We start from the raw sequence: 24225 nt of genomic DNA on the forward strand, positions 1-24225 counted from the left end.
GGTTGAGCTGTGGACATTATCTTATTACAACGCATTAAAAACCTAGGTAAACTAGGCGATAAAGTATCTGTTAAAGCTGGTTACGGCCGTAACTTCCTTATCCCACAAGGTAAGGCTGTTGCTGCAACTGAAGCTAACACTGCTGCTTTTGAAGCTCGTCGCGCTGAACTTGAAAAAGCTGAAGCTGACGTTTTAGCTGCTGCTCAAGCACGTGCTGACCAATTAAACGAAGTAAATATCGTAATCACTGCGAAAGCGGGTGATGAAGGTAAATTATTCGGTTCAATCGGTACTCGTGATATCGCTGACGCGTTAACGAATGCTGGTCTTACTGTAGACCGCGCTGAAGTTCGTTTACCAAACGGTGCGCTTCGCAATACTGGTGAATTCAACATCGCAATCCAATTGCACCATGATGTTGTTGCAGAAGTTCTTGTTACTATCGTAGCAGAGTAATTTCTCGCCAAAAAAAAGGGCATGCTTTGGCATGCTCTTTTTTTATCTGTAAAATTTGCAAATCCCCCGCTGTACCCAGCCATTTTTTGTTAATATCGGTCTTTGCCGTTTGTTTTGCACTAGCTTCTTATAGGGTTTTATATGTCTCAGGCGAATGCCACTGCGAGTTCTGAAAAAAAATCAGAACAACTCAAAGAGTTTCGCACTCCCCCACACAACCTTGCAATTGAGCAAGCTGTATTAGCTGCGCTCATGACTGTGGCTGAGTCCTTCGAACAAGTCGGTGACATCTTAGTTGAAGACGATTTTTATGCCACACGGCATAAATATATTTTTCGTGCAATTCATCAACTTGCCAAAGACAGCTCACCTTATGATGCCGTGTTGGTGAATGACTGGCTGATTAAACAAAATTTAATTGATGCTGTGGGCGGTGAAGAGTATTTAATGCAACTCATGGCAGAATCGCCGTCGAGTTTTTATAATTTAGAAACCTATGCCGGCAAAATTAAAGAATTTGCCACACTGCGCAATATGATTAAGGTCAGCACCGAAATTTTACAAAGTGCTTATGACACCAAAGGCCGCAGCGTTTCTGAAATTTTAGATTTAGCTGAAACCAATATTTTCTCAATTGCTGAACAACACAATAACAATGCTAAAGCACAAGGACCAAAGGCCATTACCTCTGTGGTGGCAGATGTCTTTGATAAACTCAATGAACTGTCACAAATGGATGGCAATATTACTGGCCTGACCACAGGTTTTGTTGAATTGGATAACAAAACCTCAGGCATGCAATCGGGTGACTTAATTATTGTTGCAGCCCGTCCATCGATGGGTAAAACCACTTTTGCTATGAACTTAGTGGAAAGCGTACTATTTAACTGTGATTTACCCGCGCTGGTATTCTCCATGGAGATGCCGGCTGACTCCATCGCTATGCGTTTAATTTCGTCTTATGGTAAGGTTCATCAAGGACATTTACGTGCCGGTAAACTTGATGGTGATGAATGGTCAAAAGTCACTGGTACCATTTTACAATTACAAGAAAAGAATCTATATATTGATGATTCCTCTGCGCTGCCCCCTACGGAATTACGTGCCCGCGCCCGTCGTATTGCCAAACAACATGGCGGTAAACTCGGCTGCATCATGGTCGATTACTTACAGCTCATGAAAGTGCCGGGTATGGGCGATAACCGTGTTGGTGAGATCTCGGAAATTTCTCGAAGTCTTAAAGCCTTAGCCAAGGAAATGATGTGCCCTGTGATTGCCTTATCACAGCTGAACCGATCACTGGAAAACCGTCCAAATAAACGCCCTGTGATGTCCGATTTACGTGAATCTGGTGCCATCGAACAAGATGCCGACTTGATTATGTTTATTTACCGTGATGAGGTTTACAATAAAGAATCCAAAGAAGCCGGAACAGCTGAAATTATTATTGGTAAACAGCGTAATGGTCCAATTGGTACAGTGCGTTTGGCGTTTGAAGGTCACTACACCCGTTTTAGTAACCTTTCACCAGAGTACTATAACCAATACAACGACGACGAATAATTTAATCACGAAGGAGTGACTTAAGGTGCGCCAAGCAACCGTCTATATTGACAGTCAAGCACTGCAATATAACCTAAACCGTGTCAAACAACTTGCCCCCAATGCCAAAGTGGTAAGTATGGTTAAAGCCAATGCCTACGGACATGGTGTAAAAGACTGCTTAGCAGCCTTAAGTGCAACTGACGCCTTTGGTGTCGCTTGCTTAGAAGAAGCCTTGGAAATTCGTAACTTAGGCTTTGAACAACCGATTACCTTAATTGAAGGTGTATTTAGTGCTGATGAAATGCAGATGGTGCTTGAACAAAATATTGAAGTGGTCGTGCATCATCAGCAACAAGTCGGTTGGTTACTTGAACACAAGGCTGCTTATATTGCTAAAGGCTTAAAAGTTTGGGTCAAGCTCAATAGCGGTATGAACCGTCTTGGCTTTAAAATTGCTGAGATCAAAGATGTTATCAATCGCTTAAAAGCCGAAGGTTTTACTTGTGTACTGGTAATGCACTTTGCCAATGCCGATGCCGATCATCCGTTAAATGATGAACAAATTCGTCAATTTTTAGACATTAAACATGACTGTGCCCCACTGTTAGCTTCATGCTGTAACTCTGCGGCCATTTATAAGTACCCAGAATTGCATTTTGACTATGTGCGTCCAGGCATTATGCTCTATGGCGCAAGCCCTTTTGCTGATCAAACTGTCCATGACCTTGACTTACAACCAGTGATGCAATTTACTGCTGAAGTGATTGCTTTAAATTCTATTCAAGCTGGTGAATCAGTGGGTTATGGTTCAACCTTTGTTGCCAGCCAAGCCATGGATTTAGCCATTGTTTCGATTGGTTATGGCGACGGTTATCCGCGTGCCTTTGTAATGCCTAATACAGTGGCGATAAATGGTACGCTGACACCTGTAGTCGGTCGTGTGGCGATGGATATGATTGCCATTGATGTCACAGGCTTAGATGTAGCTTTAGGTACGCAAGTAGAACTGTGGGGTAAACAGCGTTTAGTCGATGATGTCGCGACTGCCAATGGTACCATTGGTTATGAATTACTGTGTCGTTTAAGCAATCGACCACAGCGTAAATTAATTTAAGCATCTATAAAAAAAGAACCTGAAAGGTTCTTTTTTTATGCCACTAAATCAGGTGCTTCCAATTGATACAGTAGATGTAACAATTGGTTCAATTGGTTTGGATTTAACAGATGTGGATAAAATTGCGCATAACCATGTTGCTGGAAAAACTGCTTAACCTGATTGTGCCTTGCCACAAATTTCATTGACCAATGCTTAAAAATCGCTTGTTCAACCATGTCTGTAGCAATAATACGCAAATCCTGATGACGAGGATCACGTGTTAAACGTTGCAGGACTAGCTCAATGGCCTGGCTTTCCCCTTCTAAACATTGTAAAAAATAACCGTCAGCAAAATACAAAACACCTTGTACGTGATGTCTAGCATTAAAGTCGCGTGCTTCCGTTAAAATATCAGTTAAACATTGCAGCTGCTCGGGCAACTTAAACGTTGCTTGACTCACGTAACATAGTCTTTGCATAGGATTACTCTAAATAATCATGAGTTGGAGTGGGTAACTCATGTAAACCTTTTCTTAGGGTTTCTGACCATTGTTTACTAATGCCAGAAAAATATGGATCTTCTTCATAAATACGCTTGCCTACAGGAATATGCAAACTATTAATATTGTAAACTAAACAATCTAGTGGCAAACCTACAGATACATTAGAACGTAAAGTCGAATCAAACGAGATTAAACTGCAACGTAGTGCTTCATCTAAAGGCATGTCATAACTAAGCGCACGATCTAAAATTGGCTTACCATATTTACTCTCACCAATTTGAAAAAATGGCGTATCTTTGGTGGCACAAATAAAATTCCCTTGTGGGTAAATATTATAGAGCTGCATTTCTTGATCGCCAATTTGGCCACCAACCAATAAACTACAATAGTAGGTGCTTTGATCTTCAGGATCAGGCGCGACATTATGAATCACTTTTTTCACTAAACTACCCACCAGTTCAGCTGCCTCAAACAGCGTATTAACACTGTTTAAGTTGGGTTCTTGTTCAAGTGCTAACTGATTTTTTAAATGGCCAATTACCGCCTGTGTTGTGGCTAAATTCCCTGCAGCTTGTATGGCAATAAATCGCTCGCCCTCTATACCAAAAGTATAGAGCTTACGAAATACTGAAATATGATCGACACCGGCATTGGTTCGGGTATCGCTAATAAAAATAAGTCCTTGCTTTAAACGTAGCGCACAACAATAGGTCATACATCCTCCTCTGATGATTGATTAAATTAGCAGGCCAACACTTGTACAATTGAATGCATGCTCTCTACACCACCTTGTTGGCGTACACCACGCACCGGTGCCACATCCCAATAATCACGTCCAATCGCAACATAGATATGGGAAGATGGGGTAAAAATTTGATTACTAATATCAAAACTATACCAATGATTGTTTAAAAATACCTCAGCCCAAGCATGACTGGCAAGATGCGCTGAATTGGGCACATATAAATAACCCGATACATAACGTGCTGGCAGACCTAAAGCCTTGCACATGGCAATAAAGACATGACTATGGTCTTGGCACACGCCTTGACGATAGGCAAAGGCCTGTGGTGCCGATGTAGTCACTGAGGTCGTGGCGGGCAAATATGGCATATAATCTAAAACTGCCCCAGCCAAGTGAATTAACTGTTGCCGAGAAGGCTGTTTGACATAACGCTTGGCAAATTCCAGCATCTCTAAACTGCACTGTGTGGCGACCGTGGGTTGTAAAAATAAAGTCGGATGAAGATGATCAACAGGCATGGCCTCAGTTTCAGGCTCAATCTCAATAATGCCTTGTGCCATAATTGACATTTGTTGGTAGCTAAAACGCTGTGAACTGGTAATCCAAATGTTGGCAAAGGCATCTTGTTTTATCTGTCGTTCACCCGGCACGCTCACATCCCAATATTGTACCTGTTGATGCCGATTAGAACCCGGTGACATACGAATATATTGGATGCTGCTTTGCACAACATCCGTATAGTAATAATGGGTTTGATGATTAATCATCAATTTCATACATCAACCTCAAACAGCTGTTGGATATGGTCGCTAAAGCGATAGAAGTTAATACTGTTGGGTAAAATTTGTAGTTGTAACCATGCGCCTTTGAGTTTGCTCCAGCCCATCGTGTTGAGTAAATCAATAATTTTTTCTAAATCATTCAGGGTATGTTGGGTGTCTTGTTGTAAACGTAATTGACGATCCAGTTGTTCGACGTTTTGTCCTAAAACAAAAAATAAGAAGATATCTTGTGATTCGGCCTCGAGAATATCATGACACTCACCCACTACATCACAGATATAATTCTTATTTTCACTTGCCGCTTTAATCAATTGATTTAACTCAGCATAACTTTTTGATGATAAAACGCCACGCAGGTCTTGAATATTATCTTTAGCACATTGGAATTGCTGAGCAAACGATGCCAATTGCTGTTCATCTTGCACTAAGCGATTTAAAGCTTCAGCATCTTGAGCATCTAATACAAAAGCCTCTGCATACTGTTTCGCTAGTGCGTCATCCTCAAAAGGAAATTGGCTACATAAATACTGTACACGGGTTAAATAACGGCCTAACCAAGAAATTTGCTGTGCATTACTGCTGAGTAAAATCATATATTCCCTCCTTATCATTGTTTTATTTTAAGAATGTAATGCGTCAACAACCCAAGTGTCTTTAATGCCACCACCTTGCGACGAGTTGACCACCAATGAACCAGGTTGCATGGCAACACGTGTTAGGCCACCTGGTACAATTTCAGTACGTAATGGCGAACTTAAAACAAATGGACGTAAATCAATATGACGTTCTGCCATGCCATGCTCAGCTAAGGTTGGACAGACCGAAAGCTCAAGGGTAGGCTGAGCAATATAAGCCTGCGGCGTTTCTAATAGTTTTTTACGGAAGCTGGCAATTTCTTGACCCGATGCCTGTGGACCAATCAACATACCATATCCGCCTGAACCCTGTGCTTCTTTGACAACCAGTTTTTCTAAGTTTTCAACCACATATTCTAAAGATTTTTGTTCACGGCATTGGTAAGTCGGCACATTCTTTAATATCGGTTGTTCATTTAAATAATATTCAATCATTTTATCCACATAAGGATAAATTGATTTGTCGTCAGCAACACCTGTGCCTGGCGCATTGGTAATCACCACATTTTGCGCTAAGTAGGCAGACATTAAACCCGCCACCCCTAAAGTACTGTCGGGTTTAAAGCACAATGGATCTAAATAGGCATCATCGACACGGCGGTAAATCACATCTACTTGTTGACGACCACGTATCGTACGTACATAAACTTTGTCATTTTCTACAAACAAATCACGCGCAGACACCAAAGGTACATCCATTTCACGTGCTAAGAACGAATGTTCATAATACGCGCTGTTAAAACGCCCCGGTGTTAACACCACAATAAATGGATGATCGACGTTGGCACTTTCAGCCAAAATCTGACGTAGTAGTTGTGGATATTGCTCAATTGATAAAATATTATTGCTTTGACATAGATCAGGTATAAGTTTCTGGCTGATTTTACGACTCTCTAACATATAAGAAACACCTGATGGGGTGCGTAGATTGTCTTCTAATACGTAAAATTCGCCCGCACGATCACGAATAATATCAATACCGCTAATTTGGCTATAAATTCCACCTTTAAGATGATGTCCTAACATCTGAGGTAAATAAGCTTCATGAGTCAGCACTTGCTGGGCTGGAACAATACCTGCTTTTAAGATTTCTTGGTCATGGTAGATATCATGTAAAAATAAATTCAGGGCTCGCACACGTTGCGCTGAACCTAGGGCGATTTTATTCCATTGTTGTTTAGCAATAACGCGTGGAATCACATCAAATGGAATAGTGCGCTCAATACCCGTGTCTTCACCATAAACTGTAAAGGTAATGCCCTCATATAAGAAATGTTGTTTGGCTGCTTCGTTGAGACCTTTAAGTTCAGTGAGGTCATGTTGTGATAACCAATGCTCAATTTTGGCAAAGGTTTCAGCAGACATGGTTTTGTCATCACGTAATTCATTAAAAAATTCAGACTTTAATTGTTGAAATAAATAATGTGCCTGTGCTGGTGTTCGTTTGGCTTCTTGTACCGTTTTAGGCTGTAAACTTTCTTTGCTCTTGGCAGGTGCTATTTCACCTTGTTTCGTCTCTTTTAACATGCCTACCCTCTCTTATGTATTTGTTATGTATTGTTTATATATGTAAGCAAAATCAATGCCATAGTTACAAATTGGCATGTAATCTATGTTAATAGATTGGCTATAGGCTTGCCAATGGTCTTTTACTCCAACTTATTTCAGGACAATTGTGATGTAGCTCATATTTTAAACAGCAAAAGCATTCATTTTTGCCAACAACAGGCTTTACAATGGGAAAGAAATTAAATTTGAGCATCATACATCTATGGCTGCAACTTCAGAAAAAGAAACCTCCAATAGCTTATATCGGCAATGGCAAATCTTGTCACGCTTATCTACAGGCAAATGGATGGGTACACGTGAACTGCAACAACAGTTACAACGTGAGGGCATTGAGACCAGTTTAAGGACCATTCAACGTGACTTAAACCAAATTGCACAACGCTTTCCAATTGAGAGTAATAAAACCGTGCCACAAGGTTGGCGCTGGTGTAGCGATGCACCAATTCAGAGCTTACCGCATATGACCAGTTCACAAGCAGTAACGTTCATGATGGTTGAGGAACATTTAAAACATTTACTTCCGCCGAGTTTAGTTGCAGAAATGAACCCCTGGTTTGATGCCGCCAGACGCAGCTTGCTCGAGCAAAATCATGTTAAACAATGGGTCAATCGTGTGCGTATTGTGCCTTCTAGCCAACCTTTGATCCCACCAACCGTGGATCAAGATGCACAGCAAGCCATTTATGAAGCCCTGCTACAAGATCGCCAATTAGAGTGTGTTTATCAAAGTCGTAGCCATACCAGTGGTGAAAAAAACTATACTTTAAATCCTTTGGCCTTGGTACAAAAAGGTGCTGTGATTTATTTAATCTGTACGCGGCATGACAAAACTGCCATTCAAACTTTTGCTTTGCACCGTTTTAGGTCAGCAAAAGTATTAGACAGTCGTACCGTGCACCAAAATGATTTTCACTTAGACCATTATATTGAATCAGGTGCTTTAGGTTTTCGTGTGGATTATCAAAAACCTACCGAAAACATTGAACTCAAACTGACCATGAATGCAAATTCAGTGCATTTTTTTGAGGAGAGTGCTTTAAGTCGCGATCAAGTGATTGAGAAGTTAACCGATAATTTATATCAGGTGCGTGCGACCGTACCGTTTACTTCACAATTGGTGTGGTGGTTAAGAGGCTTTGGACGAAAGATCTTACAGATTGAACCTGAGGCCGTGGCACATGCAGTTTACGAAACAGACAGCAAAGCATAAAAAAGAGTCCCAAGCTGCGGGACTCTATAATTGATAACTTATATTTTTATGATTGCTTTTTTTGAGTTTTTTTCTTTGACTTAAGCAAAGCGTGTGCCAAATCCCCCTACGCTTTGCCAAGCCGCTGTTGACCCTTAACACATTGAGCAACCACATGCGATTTCTGCACGGTTATAACGGATCGTCTTTTTAGTCATTGTTTTGATCTCCTTATTAAGCGGGTCAATACAGCATAGATGCTGATCTATCCGCTGCAAAACAATGATTTTTGCTAAACTTTGCAGAAAATAGCTTAAACCTCATGCATAAAAATAGGCAGCCTTAGCCACCTATTGCAACAGCAGTCTATGTGCTATTGATCATGATGCTTGGCTTTATAGCGCGATAATGCAGTCACTGCGACAGCTGAAACCACGACAGCAGGAAGACTGGCCATGAGGATGCCTGTTGTGCCTAAACCCAATGCTAAAATCTTTCCGGTCAGTAGTGGCCCAGTCATGGCACCTAGACGACCCAAAGAAATCGCACTGCCCACTCCTGTGACTTTTCCTAAACCTGAATAAAAGATGGGTGAGATTCCATACAGAATCGACTGACCACCCGTTGAAAAGATGCCGCCCATCACACCTGCTAGAATAAGGAGTGGAATTGAAGTTGTGGTAAACAATAAGGAAAGCGCCACAAATAAACCGCTATAGATAATCACAGCCATTTGCCATAATTTAAGACGGTCAAGTAGATAACCCAGCCCTAAAGTACCAACCACTGCACCGACTTGGAACACCAGCATAACTAAAAAGGCTTGTTGTTTTTCTAAACCTTGCTGCATAAGTAAGTTAGGCAACCAACTAATTAAAATATAGTTAATCATTAAGGTAAAGAAGAAACCTACCCAGAGCGGTAAAGTATGCTTGTATTGTTGCTGTTTAAATAAAACTTGCGCCATGCCCGGCACAGCTTCTGTGCTTACTTGCTTTTCTACACGTGGTTTATCTTTTAAAATCATTGCCATAAACGGAATCAGCAACAACGGCGTTAAACCACCAATTAAAAACAGCGTCTGCCATTGAATATCAGTGATTAGCATAGCGAGACCTGCCACAAAGATCGCGCCTACAGGTAAACCACAATACATTAAGCTGTTCAACTTACCGCGGTTGGCCTCAGTGGCTTCATCCCCAACCACCGAAATCATGGTTGGCATGGCTGCACCTAAACCCAGACCAGTCAAAAAACGTGCCACATATAAAATCTCTACATTAGGCGCAATTGCAGTTAAAGACATAAACACGCCAAAAATGGCAATCGAGAGCATCAGGACTTTCTTTTGACCTAAAAAATCTGCAACACGCCCACCAAAGAAGGCGCCAAACAGCATACCAAACACCCCTAAACTAAACACATAGCCCATTTGAACTTGATCTAAGCCAAAACTTGCGGCAATACCTTGTGCTGCAATACCGGGGGCTTGCAAGTCGAAGCCCTCAAAAAAGGCCACCCAAAAGCATAGAAATACGGTTAATATTTTTTGGGTTTTAGTGCTATATGCCATGGCGAACCTCAGTTATTCACAGTGCATTTATATGTGGGCAGTATTTTGAAGTGCCTTGATCTGAATACCTAGCAAGACAATAGTCGCAGCATTCAGCGCTAAAATAACACTGATCTCATTTATTTATACACAAAAGTTTCACTATCAATACTTTTTAAGTCTTAATATTTATTTTAATGATTTAAAAACATATACTTATAAATATGAAAGTTCTTAACTATCATGCCATCATTAAAAATAATAGCGTATAAAAAAGCCCGCACTTGGCGGGCTTTTAAGCTTTATATTTTCGGATCTATTAAGCAGATTTTTTCGCTTGGTTATTTTTACGAATCGTAATCATCACCAATTGTACTGCCGCAGGTGTTACACCTGGAATACGACCTGCTTGCGCCAGTGTTTCAGGGCGTACATCTTTTAATTTTAAGGTAATTTCACGAGATAAACCTGAAACCATATCATAATCAAAATCGGCAGGAATTTTGGTTTCTTCCAGACGCTTCATTTGCGCTACATCTTCTTGCTGACGGTTGATATAACCCGCATATTTCACTGCAATTTCAATTTGCTCACCGACAAATGCAGACACTTCAGAACCTGTAATTTCAGCAATTTGTGAGAAATTGATATTTGGACGTTTTAACAAATCAATCGCATTGGTTTCTTTAGATAAATCGTCACCTGTTAATGCTACAAACTTTTTACCTAACGCATTGTTTGGTGCAGCCCAGAGATGTTGTAAGCGACCTTTTTCAGTCTCAATCGCTTCCATTTTGGCGCAATATGCATCCCAACGTGTGTCATCGACTAAGCCCATTTCACGGCCAATCGCCGTTAAACGTTGATCCGCGTTGTCTTCACGCAGCATTAAGCGGTATTCGGCACGTGAGGTAAACATACGGTACGGTTCTTTGGTACCTAAAGTAATTAAGTCATCCACCAATACACCCATATAGGCTTCGTCACGTTTTGGTGTCCATTGTTCTTGATCCCATGCACGGCGTGCTGCGTTTAGACCAGCCAGTAAACCTTGTGCACCAGCTTCTTCATAACCCGTTGTACCGTTAATTTGACCAGCAAAGTACAAGTTATTAATGGCTTTGGTTTCAAGTGAGAATTTAAGTGCTTGTGGGTTAAAGTAATCGTATTCGATTGCATAACCCGGACGCAGAATGTGCGCGTTTTCCATACCACGGATTGAGCGTACCAATTCAAACTGTACGTCAAATGGCAATGATGTTGAAATACCATTTGGATAAAGTTCGTGTGTATCTAGACCTTCAGGCTCCAAAAACACTTGATGTGAGTCTTTATCAGCAAATTTATGGATTTTATCTTCAATCGATGGACAGTAACGTGGGCCTACACCTTCAATTACACCCGTATACATCGGTGAACGATCTAAACCGCCACGGATAATGTCATGAGTTTTTTCATTGGTGTGGGTGATATAACAGTTCACTTGCTCAGGATGCATTGATGCATCCCCCATAAATGACATAGTTGGCGATGGGAAATCACCCGGCTGTGCAGTCATCACCGAGAAATCAACTGAACGTGCATCAATACGTGGCGGTGTACCTGTTTTTAAGCGACCCACAGGTAAGTTTAATTCACGTAAGCGCGCAGCCAATGAAATTGAAGGTGGATCACCCGCACGGCCACCAGAGGCATTGTTGAGACCAATGTGGATCACACCGCCCAAGAATGTACCTGTAGTCAGTACCACTGTTTTGGCATCAAAGCGTACGCCCATTTGGGTCACTACGCCTTTTACAGTATCACCTTCAACAATTAAGTCATCGGCCGCTTGTTGGAAAATATCCAAATTGGCTTGGTTTTCTAATGTTTCACGAATGGCAGCTTTAAAGCGTACACGGTCTGCTTGGGCACGTGTAGCACGTACTGCTGCACCTTTACGTGAGTTTAAAATACGGAATTGGATACCGCCTTTATCAGCAGCCAATGCCATCGCACCGCCTAAGGCATCAATTTCACGTACCAAATGTGATTTACCAATACCACCAATGGCTGGGTTACAGCTCATCTGCCCTAGAGTCTCAATGTTATGAGTTAAGAGCAACGTCTGGCGTCCCATACGCGCGGCAGCAAGCGCGGCTTCAGTACCTGCGTGACCGCCACCGATAACAATGACATCATAAACTTTAGGATAGTGCATAGTGGTATTAGAGAGATTGAAAAAGAAGACCGCAGATTATAGCAAAAAATTGCCTATAAGTTGACATCTTGGCAGATTTTCTTTAGCAAAAAAAAACCATGCTGGTTTAGATTAAAAAGTTCTATTTATTGGCTATTTAGTTTAAGGTTGCAACTTAGTTTTACAAAAAATTAGCATCTGTGTTTGTATTCTTTACGCTATTTTTTATGCTAACAACTATATCCATAGAGGATCAGTCATGATGAATAAGAAAATTTTACTTGCTGCCACTTTATGTGGTCTGCTCAGCCCGATCAGCAGCTTTGCCAATGACAAAGTGGCGACTGTTTATCATCCACAAACCTTTCAAAAAATTTGCCAAGGCAAAACACAAGGTGATTGGGTCGAGTTTGCCTACCGTGGCATTATTTGGAATGGGAGTTGTCAGAATCAATTTTTTAGCTCTGATAAAAATGCTGTGATTTATGGGGATGAACCTGAATTACTAAACGTGTGCCGTCAAGACCCAAATAGCAAAACGGTCACGATTGAAGGTCGTACCTATAATGGCAAATGTGCCCTAGCATTTAGCCCACCGCGCCCACAAGCAGGTAACCGCTAATTCAATTGGCGTGTGTTGCAAAATAGCTGCACGTCAAGCTTAAGCTCGATGTGCATTTTTTATGGCTGCTTAGAAATTCAATCCTATCACCAGTTGAGCAGATCAATTGCACGCAACACTCGCGGTTTACCCTAGAGGTACGTTACACTAGGCACTTTATTTTGTTTTAGGTTACGCCCGTGAAATGGTTACAAATTCATATTACAGTTGATCAAGCCCAAGTCGATTTTACCGAGACCCTATTAGAGTCTTTAGGTGCGCTGAGTGTTACTTTAGATGATGCTGAAAACCAAGATTTACTCGAGCCACTTCCGGGTGAAACGCCGCTTTGGAATAAAGTGATTGTAACCGGCATCTATGCGCAAGAAGATGGCGAAGAGATTGATGTCGACTCTCTTGTGACCTTTATTCAAACACAAATGCCAGAAGCACCATTAACGCATGAGTTTATTGAAGATCAAGAATGGGAACGTACTTGGATGGATGCCTATGAGCCAATCCAAATTAGCGACAATTTCTGGATTGTACCTGAATGGATGACAGCACCGGATGCTCAAGCCGTTAATCTTAAATTGGATCCAGGTTTAGCCTTTGGTACAGGCAACCATGCTTCAACTTTCCTGTGCTTACAATGGCTCGGTAAAACTGATCTTAAAGATAAAATTGTCATCGACTACGGTTGTGGTTCAGGCATTTTAGCTGTGGCAGCTTTATTATTGGGCGCGAAAAAAGTCTATGCGACGGACATTGATCCACAAGCGGTACTCGCAACCCAACAAAATGCTGAGCTCAATGGTGTAATGAACAACCTTTATGTGGGTTTACCTGATGAGTTTAACGAAACCCTTAAAGACCAAAAAGCTGATGTATTTGTTGCTAATATCTTAGCTGGCCCTTTAATGATGCTTGCGCCACAGTTCGCAACTTTAGTTAAATCTGAGGGTGAGTTCGCACTTGCAGGGGTAATTGAAGAGCAAGTCTCTGATGTTTCTAATGTTTATTCTGAATTTTTTGATATATTAGAAGTAGAAAAACGCGACGGATACTGGTGCCGTATTTCTGGTAAACGTCAATCTCACTAAAAATATCTTAAAGTATGAATAAAAAACAAACCCAATGCCCTGAATGTACAACAATCTATAAAGTCTCTGTTGAACAGCTCACCATTGCACAGGGCATGGTTTGTTGCCCCAAATGTTTTTCTAGCTTTAATGCCCTACTACATTTGGTTGAAATCTCAGCTCAGCAGGAAACAGTAAGCAACGCGCACGCTAGCTTAGTCCAACCTGAGGTTCAGCAACCCGCCACTCAGCCAAGCGTAGTACGCCGCTATAGTCAACACCACTTACTCGATATTTTTGATCGTAAGATTGAGCACTCTAATATTGACCTATATACCTACTTAAATAATTTAAACTATTTTAGTAGCGAACCCATTCACCAATTTCCAGCCTTAAAACTTTCAGAAAAAGAACGCTGCAGTACACCAAAACCTGGGCTTGGTTATTATGTTATGTGGAGTGCCATTAATCTTAGCCTAATGGGATTTTTAGCCTTTCAAATTTTATGGTTCAATCCAAAAATCGTGGCACATTACCCAGCTTTAAAGCAAGGTTTTAGCTACGCCTGTAGCATGATCAATTGTCAAAGCCTAGAACAGCGCTATGAAAAAGTTACAATTGAGCAATTACGCTTAAATGCTAAAGGCCTTTATGCAACTGAATTTAGTGGCGCCTTAAACAATACAGATCTAAAGAGTATTCCCTTACCTCGCCTATTAGTGACTACACAAACCGAAGTGGGCCAAGTGGAATATATTTTTCATCCCGATGACTATTTAGAAGAAAAGTATCAAGGAATTGAGCGTCTACCCGCTGACACACCTTTTAAATTTAGTTTTGAAGTACCTGTTGCTAAAAAGCACTTACAAGAGCCACATTTAGAAATCATTCAACCTTAAGATCAAAAAAAACGATGCAAAGTGCAAAAAAAATTGAAAAAAAATGCACTTTTCTTGCTCACTTTTTCTTAGACAATGGTATTATACGCGCCATTACAGCTTATGCTGCAAACACCTCGCTTTACGTAAGAACAAATACAACTTCTGCTTGACTGCGCTTTATTTCCCATAACAGCGTACGAGCCGATTTTTTGTTTATTTTTGCCCGTAACAAAAATTCATCTATTGTTACGATCAAAAAAACATCAAGGCGTGGGACTGTGGCAAGCTAGCCTTTCTGTTTTAGAGCTTCTGGATTTAAGATCTAAAACCGGGGTTCATTTTATTTTTAGACCACATTGATATATCACTTTATCCCAGTGATATTTTATTTTTCGGATTAATTCGCATGAATAGCAAATCTCCTATTTTTACTGCACAATCTGATGTCGCTTTGCGTATTCACGTAGATCGCGCAGTTCGCCATTACTTTGCACAACTGCAAGGCGAGCAACCATCTCAGGTTTATGACATGGTTCTAGCAGAAATGGAGAAACCTCTTCTATCTGTTGTTTTAGAATATACACGCGGCAACCAAACTCGCGCTGCTGAGATTCTAGGACTTAACCGTGGTACTTTACGTAAAAAGTTGAAAGCTCACGGTTTAATGAGTGAATAAATGATAAGATGCTTGCGTTGAACGCAGGCATTTTTTTTGACCGAAATTTTGCCTTATTTGTTTTAATCTGTTCCTTGAAAACTGTGACGAAGATCATGACTATTAAACGCGCTTTAATCTCTGTTTCCGACAAAACTGGTATTGTCGAATTTGCACAAAACCTAGTGGCTCTGGGGGTAGAAATTTTATCTACTGGCGGAACATACAAATTGTTAAAAGACAATAATGTTGCCGTAGTTGAAGTTTCCGAGCATACTGGTTTCCCAGAGATGATGGACGGCCGTGTAAAAACACTACATCCAAAGATTCATGGGGGTATCTTAGCTCGTCGTGGTCTAGACGAAGCTGTGATGGCTGAACACAACATTGATGCTATTGATTTAGTGGTTGTAAACCTTTATCCATTTGCTGCAACTGTGGCAAAACCAAACTGTTCACTGGCCGATGCGATCGAAAATATTGACATCGGTGGTCCTACCATGGTTCGTGCTGCTGCGAAAAACCATGCATCTGTGGGTATCGTGGTGAATGCGTCTGACTATGCAACTGTAGTTGCTGAGCTTAAAGCTGAAGGCTCACTTTCTTATGCAACTCGTTTTGACCTTGCTGTTAAAGCATTTGAACATACTGCACAGTATGACGGCATGATTGCTTCTTACTTAGGTGCACGCGTAGGTAAAATCGAGGGTCAAGCAGATCAATTTGCACGTACTTTCAATACGCAATTGAACAAAGCACAAGATTTACGTTACGGTGAAAACCCACACCAATCTGCTGCATTCTATGTTGACCCTGCTGCAACTGAAGCATCTGTTGCAACAGCTAAACAGTTACAAGGTAAAGAATTATCTTATAACAATATTGCGGACACCGATGCAGCACTAGAATGTGTTAAATCATTCGCTAAACCTGCATGTGTAATCGTAAAACATGCGAACCCATGTGGCGTTGCGGTATCTTTAGACGGCATTCAAGCTGCTTATGATCTTGCGTATGCAACTGACCCAGAATCTGCATTCGGTGGCATCATCGCATTTAACCGTGAATTAGATGTTGCAACTGCTCAAGCCATTGTAGACCGTCAATTCGTTGAAGTGATTATTGCACCTAGCGTTGCTGAAGGTGTGCTAGAAGTAACTGGTGCGAAGAAAAACGTACGTGTACTTGTATGTGGCGAATTACCAGCAATTGACGAACGTGCGCCACAAATGGACTATAAACGTGTGAATGGCGGTTTACTCGTTCAAGATCAAGACTTAGGTATGATTACTAAAGATGATCTTAAAGTTGTGACTAAACGTGCCCCAACTGAACAAGAAATTGATGACATGATCTTCGCTTGGAAAGTTGCGAAATACGTGAAATCAAACGCGATTGTGTATGCTAAAAACCGTCAAACCATCGGTGTTGGCGCAGGTCAAATGAGCCGTGTAAACTCTGCGCGTATTGCTGCAATTAAAGCTGAACATGCAGGTCTTGTAGTTGAAGGCGCGGTAATGGCATCTGATGCATTCTTCCCATTCCGTGATGGTATTGATAACGCTGCAAAAGCGGGCATCAAATGCATTATTCAACCGGGTGGTTCTATGCGTGATGAAGAAACCATTGCAGCAGCTGATGAAGCAGGTATTGCCATGGTGTTCACAGGTATGCGTCATTTCCGTCACTAATCTGGCGCCTGTATAATGACGTATAAGCACGCAATAATGCTTACTACATTAGATTTCTAATCTTCATAAAGTCCTCTCCTGCTTGCAGGCTGAGGACTTTATGCTTTTCGATTCATGGAGTATGAACCGATGAATATTTTAGTTTTGGGTAATGGCGGTCGTGAACATGCATTGGCATGGAAAATCGCACAAGATGAAAAAGTGGCTAAAGTGTTTGTTGCACCTGGTAACGCGGGCACAGCAACTGAGCCAAAATGTGAAAACGTAAATTTAAGCATTTTAGATAATGCTGCAATTATTGATTTTGCAAAAAACAATGCGGTTGAGTTGATTGTAGTTGGCCCAGAAGCACCGCTTGTGAACGGTGTGGTGGATGCTTGCCGTGCAGCAGGTGTAAAAATTTGGGGTCCAACGCAGTTTGCAGCGCAGTTAGAAGGCTCTAAAGCATTTGCCAAGCATTTCTTAAAACGCCATAACATCCCAACCGCTTTTTATGACGTATTTACCGAAGTGGATGCGGCCAAAGCATTTGTTGAGAAAAATGGTGCGCCAATCGTGATTAAGGCGGATGGTCTTGCTGCGGGTAAAGGCGTGATTGTTGCCATGACCAACGAGGAAGCATTTGCTGCGATTGACGACATGCTTGCAGGCAACAAATTTGGTGATGCCGGTTCTCGCGTTGTGATCGAAGAATTCTTAGCCGGTGAAGAAGCATCTTTCATTTGTATGATTGATGGCGACAACATCTTACCAATGGCAACTTCTCAAGATCATAAGCGTATTTTTGAAGGCGACCAAGGTCCAAATACGGGCGGTATGGGTGCTTACTCACCTGCGCCTGTTGTAACGGCCGAAGTATTTGAAAAAACCATGAATGAAGTGATGCGTCCTACCGTTGAAGGTATGAAAAAAGACGGTCACGTTTATACAGGTTTCTTATACGCAGGTTTGATGATTGATGAACAAGGTCAACCTAAAGTGATCGAGTTTAACTGTCGTTTTGGCGACCCTGAAACTCAACCAATTATGATGCGTTTAAAATCATCATTAGTTGATTTAGTTGAAGCAGGTATTGCAGGCAATTTACCAGCAGAAGCTGAATGGGATGAGCGTAAAACTGTAGGTATCGTTTTAGCATCTAAAGGCTATCCTGAAACGTCTAGCAATGGCGATGTGATTTCAGGTTTAGACACCCAAATGACAGATGCCAAAGTATTCCATGCGGGTACAAAAGCGCTTGAGAATGGCGATATCGTGACTGCTGGCGGACGTGTACTTTGTGTAACTGCACTAGGTAATACCATTGGTGAAGCGCAAGCAAAAGCTCTTGAGCTTTGTGAAAAAGTAACGTTTGATGGTGTTCAATATCGTAAAGATATTGGTTACCGTGCCATTGCGCGTGAAAATGCTTAATTTAGTTTAAGCAATAAAAACCCACTTCGGTGGGTTTTTTTGTATAATTACCACAAAGTTGTATAAAATCTAGAAAATACTTAAAATGAAAGACTTACATACTCCACTAGAAGAACAGACTCTATTTGAATCATGGATTCTTACTAGCCATTTAAGTAGCCTCCATCATGATTTAGCTTCAGCAAAAAAATTTAAAAAAATAATCAAGAATGACAGTCATGATGCGTTGAAAATAAATACCCTTAGTTATTACCATCAAGTTACTAAAAAAGAAGTATCACAAGAACATAGGGAAAAATTTGATGATTTTCTATATCGGTCAGAAAAAACATGTTCATTTCTACAATCTCTTATAGAACTTAAGCTTTATCCAAACCCAAATTTTCCACTATGGAATCAGCATTTAGAACTTTATGATCTTTTAGAGAAAAATAATTTTTGTGCAGAAAATGCCAAAAATATACAAAGTTTTTTATTAGATACTTTCTTAATCCCTGAATATAGATATATCGAAATCAATATGCTAATAAATAGATATTTCAATATTTTTCTAATTTTATTCCATTTAGATTCACTCATTTTTAAGGATTTTCAACAAGCATCTATTTCTAAATTTTTATTAATAGGAAAAATAAAAGGACAACAAAAATCTAAAAACCATCTATTTTGGAATCTAGTCAAAGTACTTTCATGTATTGAAGCAAATAAAAAATTAGGTATATCTTTTGATACAAAGAAAAAATTTCCTAAAGATGAGGATTGTTTTTCCTTTCTCAATGAAGATCAAGCCGAACGAATCAAATATGCTGTAAGAAAATTAAAAGAAGGAAAAAACACATTTTTCTATCTGACTCATTTTTATCAATTACTTGGTGCAAAAAAACTTTTTGAAAATACAGAATGCTTTAATCATTGTTCAATCACAGGCTTATGGTTCATATATATATACTGCAAGATTTTAATCACACCAAACTCAATTCTCGCCAACTTAACTGTTAAAGATCTTGATGCCATATACTTAATGTTTAAAACTCAATATAAATCAGAAGGCACATATCAATGGCCTTCTGACTTAATTATGTAAAGTTACTTCCGTGGTGGATTATTACCACGCCCCCCACCTGAAGGATTACCTGTTGTGCTTGGTGCATTAACTGGTTTTGACATTTTTTATTTCCTTAAATTTACCGTGTATTCGGTAAGTTAATTATCAATAAATCAACCATTAAACTATATGCGAAAAATTAATTTTTTGTTTATTTTTTAATCAAAAATTTCTTTTCAAAAGCTCTTTAAATCCAAAAATATCACCCAAGGGATCATATCTATTGGTTTGTTTAAAAAAATCAGAACCTACAAGCATTGGCTTATATTTTACTTTCAATGATTGCTCAAAAAAGTCAGCATGCCCTATAGGAAAGTTAATCTCTTTTGGATAATGATAATTTTTCCATAATCGCTCAGGTAATGCATAATCAATAATAACATCTCCACCTAATCCAACCCAAGCATGCACATCTTGCTCCCCTTTTTTAATTTTTTTAGAGAACTCATTTTCTAGGTAATGAAAAGTGGTATCCCATTCATCTTCGGGAGAATTATTGATATTTACATTACCAAATATCATTTCTACATTAAACCCCTTAGCCCTTAAATACATAAAAGTAATTGCTGAAAGATCAAGACACATATTACCTAGATAAGGATGAAATTTAAAAAAATCTTCAATAAAATTAAATAATTCACCCTTAACAATATTCTCTATTTTATATAAATCTTGTTTATCTCTATAATTTTTATCTATAAATTTAGTATTGATATTTTGTACTCCAATTTGATTCGCAAAGTTTAAGGAATTTTGAAGTAAGGTCAAATAACAATTTTTACTATTCATCTCTGATTAAGTCCTAGTGTTGAATTAAAATTCTTCTGACATTTAGAATTAACCTATTATCAAAAGCACTATATAATTTTTATATGCGAAAATAATCAAATTCGTTCAAATATCAAGCAACCTTAAACTAGAAGCAGAAGATGAATTCCAGCATCCAAACCCCTCGCCTAATCCTGCGCCATTTATCCAAATGTGTGCAGATGATGAAGTTATGCTTTACTTTTATAAAAACTGGATAGCGACCTTTAAACCAAGATGTCTTCTATGAAATTCATCGCAGTGATTTTCTACACCATCCATTTTGTTAAAATATATGCCAAATTCAAGCACTACAGCGTATGCAGTCATACAGTAAGTCATGCGATAAGCTCTTCCTGTTTTAATTGTACAAAATAAAAACTATTGGTTATGCCAGTCTATGATGAGCTAAAAGCAAGATTTAAGCTCTTAAGGCATTAAAATTTGACGCGCTGTTAAAGCCTTAACCATTCAATGGAGCTTAAAGCTAAATATGGTAAATCTTTAATATCCATGATTAATACTGAATTAAATTGTAAGAATTCATAGGATTAGTTTTGGCTCATATTTAGATTTTTTGACTAGTCGATAAAAACTTATATTTTTTATGACCTATTTCCCAAGTTCTAAGATGTTTATATTCATTTTTAAGATATTCATCAGACAAAATCTTATAAAGCAAGCATTAATAACAATTGGTTATTTTTTAACAAAACAAAATTTATTAATCTCTTGTTTTACCAAATCTTTTTTATTTATACTGTATACTTCTTATGCGCTTTATTAGATAAAGAAAAGCTCTTTATCCACTATATAGAATATCGTTTTATTGCTATGATGCAAAAAAGCTGTTGCAGTTTAAATCGGTTTTATATGCGTTGCATTACTCTCTCTTGATACCGATTTAAAATGCCGCACTGTCACTTAAGCAAGGTTAAATCCGCATAAAATTTAAACTTCACAAGCGAAGATGCGTGCTTTAACATTGAGTTAAATTTAATCAGGACGAACATATGAAAAAGCTTCTCGGTCTTGCTTTAGGTGCCTCTGTTGCCCTAACGGGTTGCGGTCAATCTGAAGCGCCGCAACAAGATGCTGCAAAACCAGGTGAATTACAAACCATTACTATGGCATCTACAGGCTCGGATGCTGATGTATGGCGCTATATCGCGACTTTGCCTGAAACCAAAGCTGCTGGCATCAAGTTAGAAGTGAAAAACTTCAATGACTACGTTGCAATGAATACGGCTGTGGCCAACCAAGAAATTGATGTTAATACCTTCCAATCATATAACTATATGGTGGCGTACAATACAGAAACCACAGACAAAAAAGTGGCTGCTGTATCGACAACTTATATTGAGCCAATGGGTATTTATTCAGATAAATACAAAAAAATTGACCAATTCCCTGCTAATGCAACCATTGCAATTCCTAACGATGCAGCCAATGAAGCACGCTCTTTATCTTTATTACAAACTGCTGGTTTAATTAAACTTAAATCAGATTTCAGCCCAATCTTAGGTACCACCAAAGATGTAGTTGAAAATCCAAAGAACATCACTTTAAAAACCATTCCAATGGCAACTGCGGTACGTGTAAAAAGTGAAGTCGATGCGATTGTGTTGGGTAATACCTTGGCAATGGAAGGTGGCTTAAACGTACTTAAAGATGCGGTATTCTATGAGCCAGTAGATCAATCAACTAAGCTGTATGTCAACTTATTGGTGACAGCTGAAGGTCGTGAAAATGATCCTTTATTGCAAAAACTTGGTACGCTGTATCACACAGAAGCAGTGAAAAAATATGTGGCTGATCACTTCGGTGGTACAAAAATTGATGTAAATAAACCGATGAGCTATTTTGCTGACGTAAAATAGTCCTATAATCAGCTTTTATAAAATAGGCAAAGCAATTTGCCTATTTTTTTCTTTTTTGGCAAATGTTGACGATATGATTCAATTTAAAAACATTTCAAAACACTACCAGCTTAAAGGTCAAACTTTACGCGCCTTAAACCAAATTAATTTGGAAATTCCAGAAGGCAGTATTTTTGGCATTATTGGCTATAGTGGTGCAGGTAAAAGTACCTTAATCCGTTTGATTAACTTACTCGAGCGCCCAAGTGAAGGCCAAGTGATTGTCAATGGACAAGACTTAACTGCGCTTGATGCGAAATCATTACGTCAGCAACGTAGCAATATTGGCATGATCTTCCAGCATTTTAACTTAATGCAAACCAAGACCGTGGCGGCCAATATTGAAATGCCAATGCAGCTTTTGGGCTGGAGCAAGCCTGAGCGCGAAAAACGTTTAGAAGAATTACTGGATTTTATTGACCTTAAACATAAACGTAATGCTTATCCAGATGAACTTTCAGGGGGGCAAAAACAGCGTGTGGGTATTGCGCGTGCCCTTGCCAATCATCCTAAAATTTTACTCTGTGATGAAGCCACTTCTGCACTTGACCCACAAACCACGCAATCGGTATTACAACTCTTGAAAAAGATTAATCAAGAGCAAGGCATTACTATTGTGATGGTCACGCATGAAATGGATGTGATTGAATCGGTATGTGACCATGTGGCGGTGATGGAGCAAGGTCAAGTGATTGAAATGGGTAATACCCTCTCAATCTTTAGCCAACCGCAACATCCAACCACCAAAACCTTTATTCAAACTGTGCTGCAGCAGCATTTGCCTGTGAATATTTTAAATAACCTAGAAAATAAAAATCATCACAGTATTTATAGTTTGCAATTTTTAGGCACTTCAGCACAAGAAACTGTAGTACAAGCAGTGATTAAACAATTTGATTTAAGCTTAAACATTTTATTTGCCAATATGACCGAAATTGATGGTTCGGTGATTGGGCAAATGTTTGTGCAGTTATTGGGTGATGAACGTATCATTCAACAAGCGATTGAGTTTTTACAAGCGCGTGGCGTGAAAGTGGAACAAGCAGGAGTACAAGCATGAGAGATTTAATTGTTGCTTGGCTGACCGATGTTACTGCGCCATTTTGGAAAAGTTCACTTTCAATTGACCAATTTGTCACGGCGTTGCAAGAAACCATGCATATGGTGTTTTTTGCGTTGCTGTTTGGTTGTATTTGGGGCTTTATTCAGGCGATTATTTTATTGCTGACCCGTCCTGCAGGGATTTTACCCAATAAAATTATCTATCACGGCTTAAACCCGATTGTAAACGCATTACGTTCGTTACCGTTTATTATTCTATTGATTGCGGTGATTCCGTTAACCAAGTTCTTGGTAGGCAGTTCGATTGGTACATGGGCCGCAATTGTGCCACTTACTATTTATATCGGGCCATACATTGGGCGCTTAATTGAAATCTCATTACTTGAAGTCAATGACGGGATTATTGAGTCAGCGCAAGCCATGGGTGCAACGCCAATGCAAATTATCTTTAAATTTGTACTGCCTGAAGCACGTAGTTCACTCATTTTAAACTTAACCACCGCCACCATTAGTTTAATTGGTGCCACAGCGATGGCCGGTGCCGTAGGTGCAGGTGGTATTGGTGATTTAGCCATTTCTTATGGTTATCAGCGTTTTGATACCTCTGTGGTGATTTTAACGGTGATTGTATTGCTGATCTTGGTACAAATTGTCCAAATGACTGGTGAATGGTTGGCAAAGCTACGTTAACCCATCCCTAAATCATAGCCCTCACTATGAGGGCTTTATTTTTACCCATAAAATGCGTCAAGACTAAA

Annotated in this window: 22 protein-coding genes; 14 read left to right on the forward strand and 8 right to left on the reverse strand. The window is 39.7% G+C overall.

The window, feature by feature from the left end; all coding sequences use genetic code 11:
* Positions 1-9 precede the first annotated feature (9 nt).
* The 3 genes from rplI to alr all read left to right on the forward strand — a co-directional run bounded on the left by rplI (position 10) and on the right by alr (position 3115).
* Positions 10-456: a 50S ribosomal protein L9 gene (gene rplI / locus AC5YCI_RS01255; protein WP_122898061.1), complete on the forward strand. Its 447-nt coding sequence runs from the start codon at positions 10-12 to the stop codon at positions 454-456.
* Between the two features lie 141 nt (positions 457-597).
* The gene (gene dnaB / locus AC5YCI_RS01260) at positions 598-2019 is read left to right on the forward strand and encodes a replicative DNA helicase (protein ID WP_496129034.1); all 1422 of its coding nucleotides are present in this window, start codon (positions 598-600) and stop codon (positions 2017-2019) included.
* A gap of 25 nt (positions 2020-2044) precedes the next feature.
* Positions 2045-3115, forward strand: coding sequence for an alanine racemase (alr, locus tag AC5YCI_RS01265; RefSeq protein WP_496129033.1), 1071 nt, complete (start codon positions 2045-2047; stop codon positions 3113-3115).
* A 35-nt stretch (positions 3116-3150) separates the two neighbouring features.
* Here alr and AC5YCI_RS01270 read toward each other — a convergent pair whose 3' ends face one another.
* The 5 genes from AC5YCI_RS01270 to AC5YCI_RS01290 are packed head-to-tail and all read right to left on the reverse strand — an operon-like array spanning position 3151 to position 7289.
* Positions 3151-3576, reverse strand: coding sequence for a BLUF domain-containing protein (locus tag AC5YCI_RS01270; protein WP_496129032.1), 426 nt, complete (start codon positions 3574-3576; stop codon positions 3151-3153).
* A gap of 4 nt (positions 3577-3580) precedes the next feature.
* Entirely contained in the window at positions 3581-4315 is a 735-nt protein-coding gene (locus AC5YCI_RS01275; protein WP_496129031.1) for a proteasome-type protease, read from the reverse strand.
* 26 nt (positions 4316-4341) lie between these two features.
* On the reverse strand, positions 4342-5121 hold the full coding sequence (locus tag AC5YCI_RS01280; RefSeq protein ID WP_496175120.1) for a transglutaminase family protein: 780 nt from the start codon (positions 5119-5121) through the stop codon (positions 4342-4344).
* A complete protein-coding gene (locus AC5YCI_RS01285; RefSeq protein ID WP_496175121.1) occupies positions 5118-5720 on the reverse strand; it encodes an alpha-E domain-containing protein in 603 nt (200 codons plus the stop codon). The genes AC5YCI_RS01280 and AC5YCI_RS01285 overlap by 4 nt, the downstream gene beginning before the upstream one ends.
* A 27-nt stretch (positions 5721-5747) precedes the next feature.
* A complete protein-coding gene (locus tag AC5YCI_RS01290) occupies positions 5748-7289 on the reverse strand; it encodes a circularly permuted type 2 ATP-grasp protein (RefSeq protein ID WP_496129027.1) in 1542 nt (513 codons plus the stop codon).
* Between the two features lie 244 nt (positions 7290-7533).
* On the opposite strand from AC5YCI_RS01290, the gene AC5YCI_RS01295 reads away from it, so the two are divergent.
* Positions 7534-8541: a helix-turn-helix transcriptional regulator gene (locus AC5YCI_RS01295; protein ID WP_496129026.1), complete on the forward strand. Its 1008-nt coding sequence runs from the start codon at positions 7534-7536 to the stop codon at positions 8539-8541.
* Positions 8542-8893: 352 nt separating this feature from the next.
* Here the strand turns inward: AC5YCI_RS01295 and mhpT are convergent, their stop codons facing one another.
* Together mhpT and mnmG are read right to left on the reverse strand one after the other, a co-directional pair.
* The gene (gene mhpT, locus AC5YCI_RS01300) at positions 8894-10093 is read right to left on the reverse strand and encodes a 3-(3-hydroxy-phenyl)propionate transporter MhpT (RefSeq protein WP_496129025.1); all 1200 of its coding nucleotides are present in this window, start codon (positions 10091-10093) and stop codon (positions 8894-8896) included.
* Positions 10094-10391: 298 nt separating this feature from the next.
* Positions 10392-12272 (reverse strand): tRNA uridine-5-carboxymethylaminomethyl(34) synthesis enzyme MnmG, encoded by a 1881-nt coding sequence (mnmG, locus tag AC5YCI_RS01305; protein ID WP_496129023.1) that lies wholly within the window; start codon positions 12270-12272, stop codon positions 10392-10394.
* 241 nt (positions 12273-12513) lie between these two features.
* Here mnmG and AC5YCI_RS01310 point away from each other — a divergent pair, with 241 nt between their 5' ends.
* From AC5YCI_RS01310 to AC5YCI_RS01340, 7 genes are all read left to right on the forward strand, one after another.
* The gene (locus tag AC5YCI_RS01310; protein WP_496129206.1) at positions 12514-12873 is read left to right on the forward strand and encodes a hypothetical protein; all 360 of its coding nucleotides are present in this window, start codon (positions 12514-12516) and stop codon (positions 12871-12873) included.
* 179 nt (positions 12874-13052) lie between these two features.
* Entirely contained in the window at positions 13053-13955 is a 903-nt protein-coding gene (gene prmA / locus AC5YCI_RS01315) for a 50S ribosomal protein L11 methyltransferase (protein ID WP_496129022.1), read from the forward strand.
* A 14-nt stretch (positions 13956-13969) separates the two neighbouring features.
* Complete coding sequence (locus tag AC5YCI_RS01320) at positions 13970-14833, forward strand: MJ0042-type zinc finger domain-containing protein (RefSeq protein WP_496129021.1); 864 nt, start codon at positions 13970-13972, stop codon at positions 14831-14833.
* 388 nt (positions 14834-15221) lie between these two features.
* Positions 15222-15491: a DNA-binding transcriptional regulator Fis gene (fis, locus tag AC5YCI_RS01325; RefSeq protein WP_001086304.1), complete on the forward strand. Its 270-nt coding sequence runs from the start codon at positions 15222-15224 to the stop codon at positions 15489-15491.
* 95 nt (positions 15492-15586) lie between these two features.
* Entirely contained in the window at positions 15587-17161 is a 1575-nt protein-coding gene (purH, locus tag AC5YCI_RS01330) for a bifunctional phosphoribosylaminoimidazolecarboxamide formyltransferase/IMP cyclohydrolase (RefSeq protein WP_496129020.1), read from the forward strand.
* A gap of 129 nt (positions 17162-17290) precedes the next feature.
* Positions 17291-18574, forward strand: a complete 1284-nt coding sequence (gene purD / locus AC5YCI_RS01335) for a phosphoribosylamine--glycine ligase (protein WP_496129019.1) — start codon at positions 17291-17293, stop codon at positions 18572-18574.
* 85 nt (positions 18575-18659) lie between these two features.
* Entirely contained in the window at positions 18660-19658 is a 999-nt protein-coding gene (locus AC5YCI_RS01340) for a hypothetical protein (RefSeq protein WP_496129018.1), read from the forward strand.
* Positions 19659-19841: 183 nt separating this feature from the next.
* On the opposite strand, the gene AC5YCI_RS01345 is transcribed toward AC5YCI_RS01340, so the two are convergent.
* Entirely contained in the window at positions 19842-20468 is a 627-nt protein-coding gene (locus AC5YCI_RS01345) for a hypothetical protein (protein WP_496129017.1), read from the reverse strand.
* Between the two features lie 1031 nt (positions 20469-21499).
* Between AC5YCI_RS01345 and AC5YCI_RS01350 the strand changes: the two genes are divergently transcribed.
* The 3 genes from AC5YCI_RS01350 (at position 21500) to AC5YCI_RS01360 (ending at position 24157) form a co-directional block, all read left to right on the forward strand.
* Positions 21500-22366 carry a MetQ/NlpA family ABC transporter substrate-binding protein gene (locus tag AC5YCI_RS01350; protein ID WP_496129016.1) on the forward strand — a complete coding sequence of 289 codons (867 nt, stop codon included), beginning with the start codon at positions 21500-21502 and terminating at the stop codon, positions 22364-22366.
* 73 nt (positions 22367-22439) lie between these two features.
* Positions 22440-23465 (forward strand): methionine ABC transporter ATP-binding protein, encoded by a 1026-nt coding sequence (locus AC5YCI_RS01355; RefSeq protein ID WP_496129015.1) that lies wholly within the window; start codon positions 22440-22442, stop codon positions 23463-23465.
* Complete coding sequence (locus AC5YCI_RS01360; RefSeq protein ID WP_496129014.1) at positions 23462-24157, forward strand: methionine ABC transporter permease; 696 nt, start codon at positions 23462-23464, stop codon at positions 24155-24157. The genes AC5YCI_RS01355 and AC5YCI_RS01360 overlap by 4 nt, the downstream gene beginning before the upstream one ends.
* Positions 24158-24225: the final 68 nt, after the last annotated feature.

The sequence above is a fragment of the Acinetobacter sp. CY17 genome (assembly GCF_059515825.1).